15 protein-coding genes are annotated in these 16,156 nt (G+C 60.2%); 7 read left to right on the plus strand and 8 right to left on the minus strand.

The genetic code is table 11. The features are described 5' to 3' along the window. Nucleotides 1–2 precede the first annotated feature (2 nt). A complete protein-coding gene (locus tag HBJ59_RS17830; protein ID WP_167664283.1) occupies nt 3–1,469 on the minus strand; it encodes a hypothetical protein in 1,467 nt (488 codons plus the stop codon). 203 nt (nt 1,470–1,672) lie between these two features. Here HBJ59_RS17830 and HBJ59_RS17835 point away from each other — a divergent pair, with 203 nt between their 5' ends. Further along, on the plus strand, nt 1,673–3,679 hold the full coding sequence (locus tag HBJ59_RS17835; RefSeq protein WP_167664284.1) for an Ig-like domain-containing protein: 2,007 nt from the start codon (nt 1,673–1,675) through the stop codon (nt 3,677–3,679). Between the two features lie 32 nt (nt 3,680–3,711). Here the strand turns inward: HBJ59_RS17835 and HBJ59_RS17840 are convergent, their stop codons facing one another. Together HBJ59_RS17840 and HBJ59_RS17845 are read right to left on the minus strand one after the other, a co-directional pair. Then, nucleotides 3,712–5,169 (minus strand): sensor histidine kinase KdpD, encoded by a 1,458-nt coding sequence (locus HBJ59_RS17840; protein WP_167664285.1) that lies wholly within the window; start codon nt 5,167–5,169, stop codon nt 3,712–3,714. Continuing rightward, entirely contained in the window at nt 5,166–5,876 is a 711-nt protein-coding gene (locus HBJ59_RS17845; RefSeq protein ID WP_167664286.1) for a response regulator transcription factor, read from the minus strand. The genes HBJ59_RS17840 and HBJ59_RS17845 overlap by 4 nt, the downstream gene beginning before the upstream one ends. A gap of 275 nt (nt 5,877–6,151) precedes the next feature. On the opposite strand from HBJ59_RS17845, the gene msrB reads away from it, so the two are divergent. The 3 genes from msrB to msrA all read left to right on the plus strand — a co-directional run bounded on the left by msrB (nt 6,152) and on the right by msrA (nt 9,292). After that, nucleotides 6,152–6,664, plus strand: a complete 513-nt coding sequence (msrB, locus tag HBJ59_RS17850; protein WP_167664287.1) for a peptide-methionine (R)-S-oxide reductase MsrB — start codon at nt 6,152–6,154, stop codon at nt 6,662–6,664. Nucleotides 6,665–6,693: 29 nt separating this feature from the next. Beyond that, a complete protein-coding gene (locus HBJ59_RS17855) occupies nt 6,694–8,451 on the plus strand; it encodes a cytochrome c biogenesis protein DipZ (RefSeq protein ID WP_167664288.1) in 1,758 nt (585 codons plus the stop codon). A 145-nt stretch (nt 8,452–8,596) separates the two neighbouring features. Further along, nucleotides 8,597–9,292: a peptide-methionine (S)-S-oxide reductase MsrA gene (gene msrA / locus HBJ59_RS17860; protein ID WP_167664289.1), complete on the plus strand. Its 696-nt coding sequence runs from the start codon at nt 8,597–8,599 to the stop codon at nt 9,290–9,292. Between the two features lie 90 nt (nt 9,293–9,382). Here the strand turns inward: msrA and HBJ59_RS17865 are convergent, their stop codons facing one another. The 3 genes from HBJ59_RS17865 to HBJ59_RS17875 form a co-directional block, all read right to left on the minus strand. Continuing rightward, nucleotides 9,383–9,808 carry a nuclear transport factor 2 family protein gene (locus HBJ59_RS17865; protein ID WP_167664290.1) on the minus strand — a complete coding sequence of 142 codons (426 nt, stop codon included), beginning with the start codon at nt 9,806–9,808 and terminating at the stop codon, nt 9,383–9,385. 157 nt (nt 9,809–9,965) lie between these two features. Then, nucleotides 9,966–10,916 carry an alpha-E domain-containing protein gene (locus HBJ59_RS17870; RefSeq protein ID WP_076013496.1) on the minus strand — a complete coding sequence of 317 codons (951 nt, stop codon included), beginning with the start codon at nt 10,914–10,916 and terminating at the stop codon, nt 9,966–9,968. Nucleotides 10,917–10,918: 2 nt separating this feature from the next. Further along, the gene (locus tag HBJ59_RS17875) at nt 10,919–12,328 is read right to left on the minus strand and encodes a circularly permuted type 2 ATP-grasp protein (RefSeq protein WP_076013495.1); all 1,410 of its coding nucleotides are present in this window, start codon (nt 12,326–12,328) and stop codon (nt 10,919–10,921) included. Between the two features lie 401 nt (nt 12,329–12,729). On the opposite strand from HBJ59_RS17875, the gene HBJ59_RS17880 reads away from it, so the two are divergent. From HBJ59_RS17880 to HBJ59_RS17890, 3 genes are all read left to right on the plus strand, one after another. Further along, nucleotides 12,730–13,275 carry a hypothetical protein gene (locus HBJ59_RS17880; RefSeq protein ID WP_063030302.1) on the plus strand — a complete coding sequence of 182 codons (546 nt, stop codon included), beginning with the start codon at nt 12,730–12,732 and terminating at the stop codon, nt 13,273–13,275. 72 nt (nt 13,276–13,347) lie between these two features. Beyond that, on the plus strand, nt 13,348–13,560 hold the full coding sequence (locus HBJ59_RS17885; protein WP_076013493.1) for a hypothetical protein: 213 nt from the start codon (nt 13,348–13,350) through the stop codon (nt 13,558–13,560). 11 nt (nt 13,561–13,571) lie between these two features. After that, nucleotides 13,572–13,712 carry a hypothetical protein gene (locus HBJ59_RS17890; protein WP_003217070.1) on the plus strand — a complete coding sequence of 47 codons (141 nt, stop codon included), beginning with the start codon at nt 13,572–13,574 and terminating at the stop codon, nt 13,710–13,712. 3 nt (nt 13,713–13,715) lie between these two features. On the opposite strand, the gene HBJ59_RS17895 is transcribed toward HBJ59_RS17890, so the two are convergent. Together HBJ59_RS17895 and HBJ59_RS17900 are read right to left on the minus strand one after the other, a co-directional pair. After that, nucleotides 13,716–15,062: a sodium:proton antiporter gene (locus tag HBJ59_RS17895; protein ID WP_167664291.1), complete on the minus strand. Its 1,347-nt coding sequence runs from the start codon at nt 15,060–15,062 to the stop codon at nt 13,716–13,718. A gap of 57 nt (nt 15,063–15,119) precedes the next feature. Further along, the gene (locus HBJ59_RS17900; protein WP_167664292.1) at nt 15,120–16,046 is read right to left on the minus strand and encodes a LysR family transcriptional regulator; all 927 of its coding nucleotides are present in this window, start codon (nt 16,044–16,046) and stop codon (nt 15,120–15,122) included. Nucleotides 16,047–16,156 lie beyond the last annotated feature (110 nt).

The raw sequence follows: 16,156 nt of genomic DNA on the forward strand, positions 1-16,156 counted from the left end.
GATCAACCGATCCGCACGACTTGGCGCAAGGACTCATTCAGGTCTGCTGAACTGGCCAGAACACCTGAGGCCCGGTACACGTAATAGACCTCCGGGGTGTAGCCCGCGAACTGCTCAAGATCCTTGCGGTAGATGAGCCGCTTGACGGGCGAGCCGGCGGGCCACGAACTACCCACCACTCGGGGCTCGGCGAAGACGATAGTGTCGTTGGAAGATTTCACGAAACGCACGATTATGGTGATTTCATCGTCCGGCCTACGCCATTCGTACCAGGGCACCACCATCACCGCAAAATCCGGAATCGGGTCTATCACATGGTCAGGGTAATTTTCGAAGTAGGGAGCGTCGAGGCGTACGATCGAACCCACCACCTGGGCCGAAGTTTTCTTCGAAGGCACTTCAAAGGGCGCTTGCAGTTTCCTCAAGATAAACCGGGTCTCTATCCTCCCGCCCGCAGCGGCACGTACAACGCCGTAAGGAACATAGATATTCACCGGAACCCCTCGCTGCACGACGGGTTCGAAAGCGCGGTACACAATCACCCCACCTAACTGCGGGTACGCGCGGAAGGTGAAGTCGTACATATCGCCGACCAAGCCGGTATTGCGATCCGTGAACAACCCGGTTTTCAGATCTGTCCCCGCGAGCCGTTCCAGGTCGATATATCCGACAGGGTCATCGGTAATGATGCCCGGTCCGTCGGGCGTGGATTCATCGAGGCTTACCAGTACTTTCAGGTACTTCGACCGGCGATGCGAACGGTTGCCAACCACATCGACGACGTAGAAATCCACCAGCAAGTCGTAGCCGTCACCGGCGTCGATAATCTGCTCGTGGCTGACGGTGATTTCTGTGGGTTGCCCTATGCCTGCGACCTGTTGGGTGATCCTTGTCTGGCCCCAATTCAAATGGAGCTTATCGTCTGCGTGCATATTCGGATAAGGCTCAATGGTCGCTGTCACACCAAGGGGAGCGGTCGGGGGAAAGACTTCATACGTCGACAAACTGAACTTGAGCGCAGGATGCCCTTCTGGAGGAAAGCCACTGTCGTCCCCTGCGGGAATGTCGGTCTTGATCAAGACATGCAGTGGGGAGGAAACGTCGTATTCCTTGCCGCCGCCGTAGTACACCGCGTAACCCAATTGTATGTCGCCGTCAGGCAGGTCCGCTTTATGCAGTGTAAGGAAATAGCGGTTCTGTTCCTGCTCTCCGGGCTGCAGTTTTTTGATCGCCAGGGGCTTGGTGTTCGATGGATCACTGATATCGGCCACAGTAATGATGTCGCCTTCAACTGCCGCCCAGTTTTTATCGACCTGTACTGTCAGACCACTGGCCAGCAACCACGCGGGCACCCCGCCGTCGTAACCCGAGACGCCTTGGGACATACCGGGAATAATCAGCCTGTCGAGGTTCTTTGGTTGCTTCTCTCCGGGTGCGCCGGGCATCTCGGTCGTGTTTTTGCTGGGCATGGTGTATCTCCTGATCGGGCCTTGGCGCTTCGTCGGAATACGGTGGCGTCCGTGAGCGTTATCAGACACCTGCAGCACAGGTTTGCCTACTGTCAGAATTAACAGGTAGCGACGCCACCTGTTAATTCTGACAGTAGGCAAACCCTGCGTTTGGGTATTTGCTTGGAGTCACCATACCGAGTGCTCCATCGAGGACCTTTGCCATGCCCCAGTCCGGCGTAACCACCAACCTGTTACCCCCCGTTGAGATTTCGCTGAGTCAGCCACCCATTCCCGGTGATGCGGACAACGCCGATTGCGGTATCGGCTTGCGGCACGTCGAACATCCGTTGGTGGTGTATATCGACCGTCCTGATGCCACGCCACCAGGCACCTTCTTTCAGCTGTTCTGGGGCAGTCTCACCCAGCCGGTAGCGTTCAATTTTCTGGGGGAGGGGGACGCTGGGCTGACACGCATCCCGTTTACCGTCACCCAGGACCGTATTCAAGAGTTCTGGGCCGACCCTGTGTTCGCCAGGGTGATCCGTGACGGCGGCAATCTTTCCGAGACCTTGCCGTTGCGGGTTCGGGTGAACCTGCAACGCCCTGCTGGGCGCGATCCTGACAATCAGGTGCCGGGCCATCAGGGGCTGGTATTTGAACTGCCACCCGATGTGCTGCTGGACGGGATTGACGAAACACGTGCCACGCAAGGCGTTATTGCTACTTTCCGGTATTGGGAGAACATGGCGGCCTACGACCGCATCACGCTTGCCTGGGGCTCCCAGATCATTACGCGTTGGGTTCAGCCAGACGAAGTAGGCAACGACATTAAGATCATTGTTGACCCTACAACCATTGCCCTCGCCGGCAACAGCGATGTGCTACCTGTGGCCTTCCAAGTCATGGGGCCTACCGGAAACTACCCGGACGAATGGGCGCGCTGGTCGGCGGCGCAATGGGTGGATGTGCATGCCGACAGTGACCGGCTTGACCCTCCCTGGGTTAAGTTTCCCGTTACTGAACGGGACATCGACCTGGAGCAACTGGGAGGTCGGGACGTCATCATTTCAACCCATGTGGGCCGCGCCGACGCCTCTGCTTATAGCGTGCTAACCCTGATCTGGGCCGGTACAGACCGTGATGGCGTCTCGGTTCCACATACCCCCAGCATCACGATCGTGGCAGGCTCCAACCGGACCTATGATTTCGATATTTCCTATGCGCTGGTCGCGGCCATTGCCCAGGGAACGGTTGTTGTGCACTACCTGCTGCAAGGCGCAGGGGGGCCGGACAAGCGTTCCGATAATTTGCACTTGGAGGTTACGGGGGAGATTGTCCGGTGGCCGGCGCCTACGATTGATGAAGCCGTTGACGACCAGCTCGATCCGTACTTGGCGCAGGCTACTGTGCGTTTTCCGTTTCAGGAAAGCTGGCCGGACGAGGCGTTGCTTGAAGTGGTGTTTCTGGCGGGCGGGCTTGATGGAACGATCGAACATCGGTTGGGGCGCCAGGTCAACGATATCCCGCCCACTGACGACGGGGATATGCTCTTCACGGTGTACACCGCTGAGCTACGGCGGTTTGATGGCTACCTCACACAGGTGTATTACGTCCTCACCAGGCCAAATGAACTCCCCCAGGAGTCGCTGCGTCTGGAAGTGCAGGTGGCAGGGACTGAGTTGGTCATCGAGCAAACGCAAATGCACTTGAATGGTTTCTCGCTGAAAGTGCCTGATTGGCCGAAAACAGGGGAGGACTCTATTAACAACACACGAACACGGTCTGCGAGCGGGGGAGTGCCGCCTTATCAGTATTCATCAAGCGATACTTTTATTGCGTCTGTCGACTCCGTGACAGGAAAAGTAACGGGTAATAGAAATGGGTCGGTTATTGTGACGGTAAGTGATAGTAATGCGGCTGAACTAACGTACTCGGTGGAGGTGAGTAACGTATGGCGCTTGAATGTTAATGAAACTCTCCTGAGTGGGCCTGAGTCGATTGAATGGATGAATTCAATAGGGGGGACTTCCATATATGGCGCTCTTTTTTATACGGTTCGGAATGATATTGGACGCGTTTATCAGCCACTTCCGTTTCGAGAGCACTTTTATTGGTTATGCTCTATTGGCTGGTTACCTGAGCACTTTGTGTTCCTGCACAGAGGTGAGTTTGAATTGGCTATAATTCCAAATCGATATTTATACGCATGGTGTTTAACGCCTTTGTGACGTAAGTGAAAAGCGGCCCGATCCAAGCCGCTTTAACTTTGGCGTGAAAGAGAAAACGTAAATGTCGCCCCACGCCCAGCCACCTCCACCAACCGAATCTCCCGCCCATGCAACTGCAAAATCCGATGCACAATCCGCAGCCCCAACCCCCCATCCCGCCGTGCACCACCAATGGTAAACGCCCGCAGGAATAATCCCTCACGCAGTTCAGCATCAATCCCCGGTCCACTATCACTGACAGTCACTTCAACCCGATCCCCCTTGGGCACAAGCGTAACCTGGATATCCCCCTTAACTGGCGTATGCCGCAACGCGTTATCCAACAGGTTGGTCAGCACCCGCTCAATCAACCCCAGATCCGCAAACACCGTCGGTACCTGCGGTGGCAAGCTGGCACTCAAGGTGATGCCGCGCGCCTCAGCCGTCAGTTCGAATTTCTGAAAGATGTCTTGCACCAAATCCGGCAGCGAAAACCCTTCGATCACCGGCTGCACAAACCCGTGCTCCAGGCGCACCAGTTCCAGCAGCGATTGCGCAAGGCCGCCGACCTTGCGGCTTTGGTCCAGTGCAATGCCCAGGTAACGTCGGCGGTCTTCCGGGCTCAGGCTGGCGTCTTTCAGCGACAGGGTTTCCAGGTAGCCATGCAGCGAAGCCAGCGGCGTGCGCAGGTCGTGGGAGATGTTGGCGACCATCTCGCGACGTTCCTGGTCCTGGTGGGTGAGGGCGCGCCATTGCTCGCCCAGGCGGTTTTCCATCTGGTTGAAGGCCTGGTCGAGCACGGCAAGTTCGTCCTGGCTCGACGGGGCAGTGGCCACGGGCTGCTCGACTTTTGGCGCGCCGTTGATGTCGAACTGGCCGACTTTCTCCGTCAACAGGCGCAGGGGCCGGGTGATCCAGGCGAAGGCGGTCAAGCCGGCCAGCAGACACAGGAGCGCCACCAGGGCGATGGACCACAGCGCGATATTCAGGGCCACGCTGGTGGCGTCCTGGGCGTCGAACAGGTCGTGGGCCTCGCCCAGCAGCACCACGTACAGGTAGCCGGTTTGCTGGCCATTGACCTTGAGCGGCGCGGCGCTGAAGACCTTGAGCCCGTCGACGCTGCGCGGGTCATCGCCCACGATCGGCAACCGGGCGCCGCTGAGGAATCGGCGGATCGGTTCCAGGTTCACCTGGTCACGGCGCAAGTGCCCGCTGGGCGCGGCATTGCCCACCACTCGGCCATTGATGTCCAGCAGGTACACCTCGACACTCGGGTTCACCAGCATCAACTGGCTGAACAGGTTGCGCACTGCATCGGGCTTGAGGCCGTCGGCGTCCATCAATTGGGTGTCGCGGGCGATGTGTGCCGCTAGGTCGCGGGACAGGCCTTGTACCACCTCCAGTTCGTGCATGTGGTTGGAGCGCACTTGCAACCAGGCCGAGGTGCCGCTGCAAATCAGCAGCAACAACGCGAACACCAGCGACAGGCGCTGTGTGAGGGTCAGCTTCATGACAATTGCTCGGCGAACTTATAGCCACGGCCCCACACCGTAAGGATGCGCGCCGGGTTGGCCGGGTCGGCCTCGACCTTGGCCCGCAGGCGGTTGATATGGGTGTTGACCGTGTGCTCGTAGCCTTCGTGGCTGTAGCCCCACACGGCGTTGAGCAGGTCCATGCGCGAGAACACTTTGCCCGGCTGGCGCGCGAAGAAATACAGCAGGTCGAACTCCCGTGGCGTGAGGTCCAGGCGCTGGCTTTGCAGGGTGGCTTCGCGGGTCAGGGGGTTGATGAACAACTGGCCGAGGTCGAGGCTGCCTGCGTCCATCTTGAGGTTACGGGCCATGGCATCTACCCGGCGCAGCAAGGCTTTGACCCGTGCCACCAGTTCGGGCATCGAGAATGGTTTGGACAGGTAGTCGTCGGCCCCCAGCTCCAGGCCAAGGATGCGGTGCAATTCACTGGAGCGGGCGCTGGTGATGATGATCGGCGTGTAGCGCGTCATGGCACGGGCGCGGCGGCAGATCTCCAGGCCGTCGACACCGGGCAGCATCAGGTCGAGGATCAACGCATCCCAACCGCCTTGCTCCAGCAGTTGCACGGCCTCGTTACCGTCGGCGCTGTGCACCACCTCGAACTGCTCGTCCCGCAGGTGCAGGCAGATCAAATCGGCAATGTGCGCATCGTCCTCGACCACCAGGACACGTTTGGGCTGATCCATTGGCAAAACCTTTTCTCGTGATTCGCGCATTGTGCGGGTTTTGCAACAGTGTAGTTATCACGAATTGTTTAACTCTGCGTGAGGATTCCGCGACCAGCCGGGGCCTAACCTTCACACATCGCAATGGTAAAAATTGTGGCGAGGGGGCTTGTCCCCCGTTGGGCTGCGTAGCGGCCCCAAAAAAAGCGGGAGCGCTGCGCACTCCAACGGGGGACAAGCCCCCTCGCCACAGGGTTATTTGCCGGCCATATAGCGTTGGAACTTAGGAGAAAGTCATGTATACGCGTCGACAAATGCTGCTGGCCGGCGGCGGCCTTGGGCTTGCAGTAATCGCCGGTGGCCTGCTGCAAAAAATCAATGCCGGGCCCGCCCTGATTGCTGAAGCCGAAGCCGCCGAACACTTCGACGTCAGCCACACCGACGCCGAATGGCGCACCCTGCTGACCGCCGAGCAATACGCGATCCTGCGGGAGCAGGGCACCGAACGCCCCTACAGCAGTGCCCTCAACAGTGAGCACCGCAACGGCACTTTCGCCTGCGCCGGTTGTGCATTGCCGCTGTACGCCTCAACCACCAAATTTGAAAGCCACACCGGCTGGCCGAGTTTCTGGCAACCCCTGGAAAACGCCGTGGCCAGCCACGTTGACACTTCCTTCGGTGTGGAACGCAAGGAAATCCATTGCCGGCGCTGCGGCGGTCATCAGGGCCATGTGTTCGATGACGGCCCGGCTCCCACCGGCCTGCGCTATTGCATGAACGGCGCAGCCATGACGTTCACTACGGCTTAATTCAATGTCTTCTTATAAGGGAATTCCCCATGTGGCTTTTGGTTCTCGCCTATCTGGGCGGCGTGTTGACGATTGTCAGCCCGTGCATCCTGCCGGTTCTGCCTTTTGTCTTCGCTCGCACCGGGCAGCCGTTTTTGCGCAGTGGCTTGCCGCTGCTGCTGGGGATGGCGATGACGTTCGCCCTGGTCGCTTCGCTCGCGGCGGTGGGCGGCGGTTGGGTGGTGCAAGTCAATCAGTACGGTCGCTGGCTCGCGTTGCTGTTTGTTGCGCTATTCGGGCTGACCTTGCTGCTGCCAAGTCTGTCGGAACGACTGACCCGGCCACTGGTGGCGGCGGGCAGTCGCCTGTCGGAAGCCGCCGGGGCCGATTCGCGGCCACGGCCGGGCGCTTCGTTCCTGATCGGCGTGGCCACCGGGTTGCTGTGGGCACCGTGCGCCGGGCCCATCCTGGGGTTGGTGCTGACGGGCGCCGCGCTGCAAGGCGCCAGTATCGGCACTACCTTGCTCTTGCTGGCCTACGCGGCAGGCGCTGCCACCTCCCTGGCCTTGGCGCTGCTGGTCGGCGGTAAAGTCTTTGGCTTCATGAAGCGTTCGCTGGGCGCCGGTGAATGGCTGCGCCGTGGCCTGGGTGCGTTGATGCTGTCGGGTGTGGCGGCGATAGCCCTGGGCCTGGACACCGGCATCCTCGCGCGCTTGTCGACGGCGTCGACCGGTGGCCTGGAGCAAAGCCTGGTGGAAAAACTCAGCGCCAAGCCTGAACAGAAGAGCGGGGCAATGATGGCCGGCGGCGCGATGATGGCTGCCAATCACAGCGACACGCTGCCGGTGGAAGGCCAGTTGCCGGCGCTGGACGGCGCCGTGCAATGGCTCAACTCCGAGCCACTGACCGCCGAGGCGTTGAAGGGCAAGGTGGTGCTGGTGGATTTCTGGACCTACTCCTGCATCAACTGCCTGCGCACCTTGCCGTACGTCAAGGCCTGGGCCGAGAAGTACCGCGACCAGGGCCTGGTGGTGATCGGTGTGCACGCCCCGGAATTCGCCTTCGAGCGCGATGTGAACAACGTCACCAAGGCCATGAAGGACCTGGGCATCACCTACCCGGTGGCCATCGACAACAACTACAAGATCTGGCGCGCCTTCAACAACCAATACTGGCCGGCGCACTACTTTGCCGATGCCAAGGGCCAGATTCGCTACCACCATTTTGGCGAAGGTGATTACGCCGAGTCCGAGCGGGTTATCCAGCAACTGCTGCGTGAAGCCGGCGCCACCAAAGTCGCAGGCGGCTTGATCGAAGCTGATGCCAAGGGCATCCAGGCCGCACCGGACATGAACGAAGTGCAATCGCCGGAAACCTACCTGGGTTTCCAGCGTGCCGAGCATTTTGTCTCCACTGGCACGTTGGCTACCGACAAGGTCGCCCACTACCCGGTAGCCGGCAATCTCGCGCTGAATAACTGGACCCTCGAAGGCCAATGGAACGTCGGCGGCCAGCAAGCCACCCTCGCGGCGGCCAACGGCAAGATCGTCTACCGCTTCCATGCCCGTGACCTGCATCTGGTGCTGGGTCCTGGCGCCGACGGCAAGCCGGTGCGCTTCAAAGTGACTATTGACGGCCAGGCGCCGGGGGATGCCCACGGTACCGACATCGCACCGGATGGCAGTGGCACGGTGACCGAACAGCGCTTGTACCAGCTTGTGCGTCAGCCGGGAGCGGTCAAGGACCGGACCTTCACCATCGAGTTTCTAGATCCGCAAGTGGCGGCCTACGCCTTCACGTTCGGCTAACCCATAGCGAAATTTTGAATGGTTAACCCGATCAATGCGGGAGCTGGCTTGCCTGCGATAGCGTTGTTGAATTCACCACCGCCATCGCAGGCAAGCCAGCTCCCACAATTGACCGTGTTTATTCTGATGTTTCGGAGTGAATGAGATGAAACTGCTTAAGTACTTACCGGCCCTGGCATTCGCCGCCTTTGTTGGCCACAGCTCGGCATTCTCCTTCGGCCCGTCCGACGACGCGGTGGTGATTGCGCCACCGGCCATGGACCTGCCCGCGGACTCCAACAACCTGCAAACCGCAGTCTTCGCCGGCGGCTGCTTCTGGGGCGTGCAGGGGGTGTTCCAGCATGTGGAAGGGGTGAAAAACGCTGTCTCCGGCTATGACGGCGGCGCGGCCAGCACCGCCCAATACGACAGCGTCAGCGGCGGCGATACCGGCCATGCCGAATCCGTCGCTGTGACCTACGACCCGAGCAAGGTCAGCTACGGCAAGCTGCTGCAGATCTACTTCTCGGTGGCCCACAACCCCACGGAACTCAACCGCCAGGGCCCGGACAGCGGCACCCAGTACCGCTCGGCGATCTTTGCCCAGAACGCCGAACAGCAAAAAGTCGCCCAGGCCTACATCGCCCAACTCGACGCCGCCAAGGCCTTCGACAAGCCCATCGTGACCCAGATCGAAACGGGCAAGGCCTTCTACCCGGCGGAGTCTTATCATCAGGACTTCCTGACGGAAAACCCGTCCTACCCCTACATTGTGATCAACGACCTGCCCAAGGTGGCACAGTTGAAAAAACTGTTTCCCGACCAATACCGCGCAGAACCGGTGCTGGTAAAAAACCAGTAGGAGCGAGCTTGCTCGCGAAGGTCGTTAACGATAACGCGTGCTGTCTGGATGGGAGCGGCGCCTGCGGATTTTTCGCGAGCAAGCTCGCTCCTACAGTTTGGCCAGGTAGGGCGCCAGGCGTCGGCCCATTTCCTCACCCAGGGCTTGCAGCCCGCTCAAGGGGCGGATCATCACTTCAAACTCGATGATCTGCCCTTGTTCGTTAAAGCGTATCAAGTCGATGCCCTTGAGCTGTTTGTCACCCACCCGCGCGCTGAATTCCAGCACCACGCTTTGGCCGTCGGCGGTCGCCAGCTCACGGTGATAGGTGAAGTCTTCAAATACGTTGAACACGGTGTTGAGGATCATCGACACCACAGGCGCGCCGGGGTAGGGCGTGTGGGCCATGGGCGAGCGGAAGACTGCATCGGGGGCCAGCAATTCGGGAAGGGCCTTGAGGTCACCGGCAACGAGCATGGCGTGCCAGCGCTTGAGGCTGTGGGCAGCTTGCGGAGATAACTTCAATTCGTCGGACATCATCTGCACCTGTTCTTATGATTGGCGGGGCGTTGCACCCCACCAACATAAGAGCGGCACCAAGGCCGGATCAATGATCCAAAATGACAGTTATATGATTGAGTCGCACATCACACCCGTCACGATCGTTCCCACGCGGAGCGTGGGAACGATCACATCAGACGACTTCAAGGTAGGAGCTATGAATCGCCCGCGCCAACTCCCGCACGGTGTCGATAAATTCCGTCAGGCGGCTGTGCAACCCGTCCTCCAGAATCTCATCAATCCCGGTATACCTCAGCCGCGCCTCAAACTCGGCGGCCAAACGCTGGGCCGTACGCCCATAACTTCCCGGCAAGTCCGCCAGGATATGGCTCAACTCTTCAATACACGCATGCAACGAGCGCGGCACATCACTGCGTAACAGCAGCAACTCCGACACCGACCGCGCATTCAACGCATTCGGGTACAGCTCGGTATACGCCTCGAACGACGACAATGCCCGCAGCAGCGCACTCCACTGGTAATAGCCGCGTGCCGAAAGGTCGCTGACCTCTTCCGACTCCTCGCCAAACATCTCGTACCGCGCATCCAGCAGGCGCAACGTGTTATCCGCCCGCTCGACAAACGTGCCCAGCCGGATAAACCGATACGCGTCATTGCGCATGATCGTCCCGGAGGTCGCCCCACGAAACAGGTGCGAACGCTGCTTCACCCAGTCGCAAAAGTGGCTGATGCCATGGCGCGCCAGGCCGCCGGCGGCAATGCTGCGCATCTCCAGCCAGGTGGCGTTGAGGTTTTCCCACATGTCGGCGGTGATCCGTCCGCGTACGGCATGGGCATTCCCCCGCGCAGCCCGCAGGCAGTTGTAGATGCTGGCCGGGTTTTCTTCGTCGAGGGCAAAGAAGTGCAACATGCGCTCGGCGTCCAACTGCTTATGGCGCTCGAGGTAGCTTTCCAGGGTGCCGCTGCTGAGCAGCGACATGGCCAACTCGTCGAGCCCGTCACTGCGCCCGGCCTGGGGCATCAACGACAGTGAATAACTGACTTCGAGCATGCGGGCCAGGTTCTCGGCACGCTCCAGGTAACGGGACATCCAATACAGATCTGCGGCGGTTCTACTCAGCATATTCAGCCCTCCACCACCCAGGTGTCCTTGGTTCCGCCGCCTTGCGACGAGTTGACGATCAATGAGCCTTCGCGCAGTGCCACGCGGGTCAAGCCACCGGGCACCAGCCGGGTTTCCTTGCCCGAGAGCACGAAGGGCCGCAGGTCGATATGTCGCGGCGCGATGCCGTTTTCGACAAAGGTCGGGCAGGTGGACAGGCTCAGGGTCGGTTGGGCGATGTAGGCGTGGGGACGGGCCTTGATGCGTTGCCGGAAGTCTTCGATCTCGGCAGCGCTGGAAGCGGGGCCCACCAGCATGCCGTAGCCGCCGGAGCCCTGGGTTTCCTTGACCACCAGTTCCGGCAGGTGGGCCAGCACGTGGGACAGTTCATCGGGCTTTCGGCACTGGAAGGTCGGCACGTTTTGCAGGATCGGCTCTTCATCCAGGTAGAACCGGATCATTTCCGGCACATAGGGGTAGATCGACTTGTCATCCGCCACGCCGGTGCCGATGGCATTCGCCAGCACCACATTGCCCGCGCAATAGGCCGCAACCAGGCCGGGCACGCCGAGCATCGAGTCGGGGTTGAAGGCTTGCGGGTCGAGGAAGGCGTCGTCGATACGACGGTAGATCACATCAACGGCCTTCGGGCCATCGGTGGTGCGCATGAATACCTTGAGGTCGTGCACGAATAGGTCGGCGCCCTCCACCAGTTCCACGCCCATTTCCCGGGCCAGGAACGCATGTTCAAAAAACGCGCTGTTAAAGCGGCCTGGCGTCAGCACCACCACGTTGGGGTTGTCCAGGCGGCTGGCGCTTTTCAGGGTCTTGAGCAGCAGGTTGGGGTAGTGGTCCACCGGGGCGATGCGTTGCTTGGCGAACACCTCGGGGAACAGGCGCATCATCATCTTGCGGTCTTCGAGCATGTAGCTCACGCCGCTGGGAGTGCGCAGGTTGTCTTCAAGCACGTAGTAGGTGCCGTCGCCATCGCGCACCAGGTCGACCCCGGAGATGTGCGAGTAGATATCGCGGTGCAGGTCGAGGCCAACCATGGCCTTCTGGTAACCCTCGTTGCCGAGGACTTGCTCGGCGGGGATGATCCCGGCCTTGATGATGCGCTGATCGTGATAGATGTCGGCGAGGAACATGTTCAGCGCATTCACTCGCTGGATGCAGCCGCGTTCGATGACGCTCCACTCACTGGCGGGGATGCTGCGGGGGATGATGTCGAAGGGGATCAGGCGTTCGGTGTCTTGCTCGTCGCCATACAGGGTGAAGGTGATCCCGGCACGGTGAAACAGCAGGTCGGCTTCACGGCGGCGCTGGGCCAGCAGTTCTGGCGGCGTATTGGCCAGCCAGCGGGAGAATTCCTGATAGTGCGCACGGCAAACGCCTTGTGCGTCATTCATTTCATCAAAGAAAGATCGAGCCATTCCAGTACCTTGTCAGTGCCCCGGGAAACTGCTGGGCGGTGGCACTGCCGCTTTAAAAAACGCATTTTTTTATGAGCCCGTGGCTGATGGTGCCAGCAGACCTGGTCCTTACTTTCTTTTGGGGTGGGCTCTGGGTCGGGGGGTAACGATTGCTCCTGGATTTGGGCAGATGAATGCATAAAGCAATGCCTGTGCCGAAACCCCTGTAGGAGCGAGCTTGCTCGCGAAAAACCCGAGAACACCACGTTCATTCAGGATGCCAGCGTTATCGTTGACGCCCTTCGCGAGCAAGCTCGCTCCTACAGGGGGCGGGGCGTGCTCCAAATTGGCGCATGAACAAACTTGAACTTCGCGCCGGCCTGATTCTTCTAAAGGGTCTCAGTCCAGCACGGAGCACGGATGTGCCCAGAATCATTTCACCCGACACCCCGGAATCGAGCCTGACGGACCACAGCGAACACAACGCGAAGATTTTCGGTTCGCCCAAGGACCGTCTCGATTTCTACCGGCGCGAGATCCAGTACGAAACCAGCATCCTGGCCAACCGTACCGACGCCTACCTTACGGCGCAGTCGTTCCTGGTGATCGCCTTCGTTTCCGGCATGGGCAACCTCAACCCGGAATGGGGCAAGCTGTTCACCCTGGTGGTGCCGGTGTTCCTCGCGCTGCTGGGCATCCTCAGCTCCCTGAACGCCTGGCCGGGTATTCGGGCGGCCTACGACATCATTGATCACTGGCACTACAAGCAGAGCGAACTGCTGCGCAGCGAGCCGGTGATGGGCATGGCCTATGATGAGTCGCCGCTGTTTTCCGAGATGGAGTCGTCCCACAAGGGCTATCGCAAGTCGCTGTTGTTCTCGATGCGGGCGCCGTGGCTGTTCATGGTGTTCTGGGTGATCCTGGGGGCCTATGCGTTCTATATCCAGGTGGACAATCCCGGCTCATAAGCAATTGGAACTTCACCGACCCGCACAGGACCTTACCTTTACGCAGTCTGCGTTTTCCAACAGAGGTGAGCCATGAGCACAGACAACGACCCGCAAACCAGCAACCGTAACGATCCCGCCATCGACGGTGGCGAACCGGCGCCAGGCACCGCGGCCGACGCGCCGAAAGACCCGAAGCCTGCCAGCGACCCAAAGGCCAAGGAAAACGACTACAGTCCTGACTTCAAGCCCGAGCGCGAGCCCAAGCCTGAAACCGATGCCGATATCGATACCCAAGGCGGTTAGAGGAGACGGTCATGTCAGTTGAAATAGACGAAGACGATGAACTCAATGACCCGGGCAACGAAGACCCGGGTTCATTGATGGATGATGCCGAAGTACCGCTTAACGACCTGGATGATGCCGCCGACGTCGGCAACACCGAAAATCAGGAGTAGACGTCATTGTTGTGCCTGGGCACGTCGTTCATACCACGCCAGCATCGGCTGGGTGCTGAGACCATGAACGACGATGCTCAGGGCAATGACTGACAGCGTCAGGTTCACCGCCACCGCACTGCTGGTGCCCACCAGTCCATGGTTGATGGCATAGAACAGGTAGTAGATGCTGCCGATCCCGCGAATTCCGAACCAGCCTACCAACCCGCGCTGATGGCGATTCAGCAAGGTGCCCCAGGGTATCGACAGCACGCTGAGGGGTCGGATCACGCAAAACAGCAACGCGCCCACCGCCAGCGCCCGCCAGTCCCAATGGCTGACCAGTACTACGCCCAGCAGGGTCACCAGGAACACTTCCATCGAACGCTCCACCAGGCCGCCAAAGGCGAGCATGTCGCCCATCATTACCCCGGCGGCGATCTGCGTGTCTTGGAGTTGCCCGACGTCACCGTGCAACGCATGCTCCGGCTCCACTTCCATGTGGCCAACCACCGGTTGCGCCAAATGTTCAGCCGGAGTTTGTGAGTTGCCGGTGGACTTGAACTCGGCCTGGCGCAGCCCGAGGCCGGCGGCAAACACCGACAGAAAACCATAGCCGCCGATGGCTTCAGCCACCACGTAGGCCAGGGCGATCAGGGCCAGCGTCAGGTAGTCATTGGGAGACAGGGTGCTGTCGGCATTGGTGATCCGCATCTTCAGGGTGATGCGACCGATGCCCCGTCCCATCCAGTACCCCACAAGCAGCCCGGCAGGTACGGCCCAGAGCAGGTTTTTCAGGACCCAGCCGCCCAGCCAGTCACCGTCGAAGCCGCCGTGCTGCATGAAGATCAGCGCAAAGATCACGAACGGGAAGGCCGTGCCGTCGTTCAGTCCTGCCTCGCCTGAAAGGCCGAAACGCAGCGAGTCATAGTCCTGAGCGTTATTCACCTGAACCAAGCCCGCGAGCACCGGGTCGGTCGGTGCCAGAATCGCCCCCACCAACAGCGAAACGCCCCACGACAAATCCAGCAGCCAATGCAGCACCAGGCACGTGCCGAGGATGGTCAAGAGCATCACCGGCCCGGCCATGCCAAACGCAATGCGCCAGGTTCGGTGCTTGAGTGGCAGGCGCAGTTTCAGCCCGCTGACAAACAGCGAAAACAGCACCGCGACTTCCGTCAGGTGTTCCATCCAACGGGCTGAGGCCTTGATGTCCAGGTGCAGCAGGTCCATGCCCAACGGGCCAATGCAGATACCCAGCAGCAGGCAGACAGCCGAGGTGGTGACGGGCATCCAGCGCAGGTAGGAGGAGGTGAGGGCGAGGATGAGCAACACTGCGCCGAGTACGGCCATCCATAAAATAAAAGTCATTGCGGGTGCACCAGGCCGTGGTCTATCCCGGTTTGAGGACCACGGCCAGGCACAGGTTCAATGTGATTCCAGCCACGGCGAGCCGGTGGTTTTCAGGCGGATCATGTCGATCAATTGCCGCAACCCCGGCTGCGACTGGCGCCGGCTGGGGTAGTACATGCACAGCGGCGCGCCGATGCAGACCCAATCGGGCAACACCTGTACCAGGCGGCCGTCTGCCAGTTCCGACAGCACGCGATTCTCCAGGCAGTAGGCGATGCCCACGCCTTGCAGCGCTGCGTCGACGATGGTCTGGGTGTCAGCCGCACTGAAGTGGCCAGGCACGTCGAGGCGCTGCTGGCGAGTGCCGTTGCCCAGCTCCCACTTGTAGGTGGTCTTGTCGCCCAGGTACATGCGCACGCAGGAGTGCGCGAGCAAGTCCTTGGGTACCGAAGGCGTTCCGGCCTGCTTGAGATACGCGGGGGAAGCGACCATGATCCAGCGCAGCTCGCCAGTCAGCGGCACGGCCACCATGTCCTGGGGCACCGTGGCGCCATAGCGGATACCCGCGTCGTAGCCTTCTGCAACGATGTCGAGCATGCGGTCATCAATCATCACGTCCAGGCGCAATTGTGGGTAAGCGCGGGTGAACTCACCCAGGATTGGCGAGACAAGCAACACCGCCGCATCCCGTGGCACGTTCAGGCGTAGCCGGCCAATCGGCGCCTCGCGGTACAGTTCAAGGGTATCGAGGCCGTCCTGAATCGTCGCGAAGCCGGCACTGAGTTTTTCCGCGAGCACCACGCCCGCATCGGTGGGCTCCACCGCACGGCTGGTGCGGTAGAGCAACTTGACCCCCAGGCGGGTTTCCAGGTTGCGCATGGTGTGGCTCAAGGCCGAAGTGGTGACGCCCAGTTCATGAGCGGCATGCCGGAAACTGCGGCGGCGGATGATCGCCATGAACACATTCAGGTCGGCCAATTCGGAACGGTTGAACGCAGCCATATCAAGCACCTTTTGTGGGGTTTGGGTTGCACGCGCCGTTGAGCCCGATTCAACCTCGGATGATCTAGAGTAATCGTTTTTTTACTGATTGTTTCTGGCGGAGGATTTTT

The organism is Pseudomonas sp. AN3A02 (genome assembly GCF_011765255.1).
In the GTDB taxonomy this organism is placed as follows: Bacteria; Pseudomonadota; Gammaproteobacteria; order Pseudomonadales; family Pseudomonadaceae; genus Aquipseudomonas.

Coding starts and splice junctions, on each gene's coding strand:
- HBJ59_RS17835 (WP_167664284.1), top strand. CDS start 1,673: ATGCCCCAGTCCGGCGTAACCACCAACCTGTTACCCCCCGTTGAGATT.
- HBJ59_RS17885 (WP_076013493.1), top strand. CDS start 13,348: ATGAGCACAGACAACGACCCGCAAACCAGCAACCGTAACGATCCCGCC.
- HBJ59_RS17855 (WP_167664288.1), top strand. CDS start 6,694: ATGTGGCTTTTGGTTCTCGCCTATCTGGGCGGCGTGTTGACGATTGTC.
- HBJ59_RS17895 (WP_167664291.1), bottom strand. CDS start 15,062: ATGACTTTTATTTTATGGATGGCCGTACTCGGCGCAGTGTTGCTCATC.
- HBJ59_RS17875 (WP_076013495.1), bottom strand. CDS start 12,328: ATGGCTCGATCTTTCTTTGATGAAATGAATGACGCACAAGGCGTTTGC.
- msrB (WP_167664287.1), top strand. CDS start 6,152: ATGTATACGCGTCGACAAATGCTGCTGGCCGGCGGCGGCCTTGGGCTT.
- HBJ59_RS17900 (WP_167664292.1), bottom strand. CDS start 16,046: ATGGCTGCGTTCAACCGTTCCGAATTGGCCGACCTGAATGTGTTCATG.
- HBJ59_RS17870 (WP_076013496.1), bottom strand. CDS start 10,916: ATGCTGAGTAGAACCGCCGCAGATCTGTATTGGATGTCCCGTTACCTG.
- HBJ59_RS17845 (WP_167664286.1), bottom strand. CDS start 5,876: ATGGATCAGCCCAAACGTGTCCTGGTGGTCGAGGACGATGCGCACATT.
- HBJ59_RS17890 (WP_003217070.1), top strand. CDS start 13,572: ATGTCAGTTGAAATAGACGAAGACGATGAACTCAATGACCCGGGCAAC.
- HBJ59_RS17865 (WP_167664290.1), bottom strand. CDS start 9,808: ATGTCCGACGAATTGAAGTTATCTCCGCAAGCTGCCCACAGCCTCAAG.
- HBJ59_RS17830 (WP_167664283.1), bottom strand. CDS start 1,469: ATGCCCAGCAAAAACACGACCGAGATGCCCGGCGCACCCGGAGAGAAG.
- HBJ59_RS17840 (WP_167664285.1), bottom strand. CDS start 5,169: ATGAAGCTGACCCTCACACAGCGCCTGTCGCTGGTGTTCGCGTTGTTG.
- msrA (WP_167664289.1), top strand. CDS start 8,597: ATGAAACTGCTTAAGTACTTACCGGCCCTGGCATTCGCCGCCTTTGTT.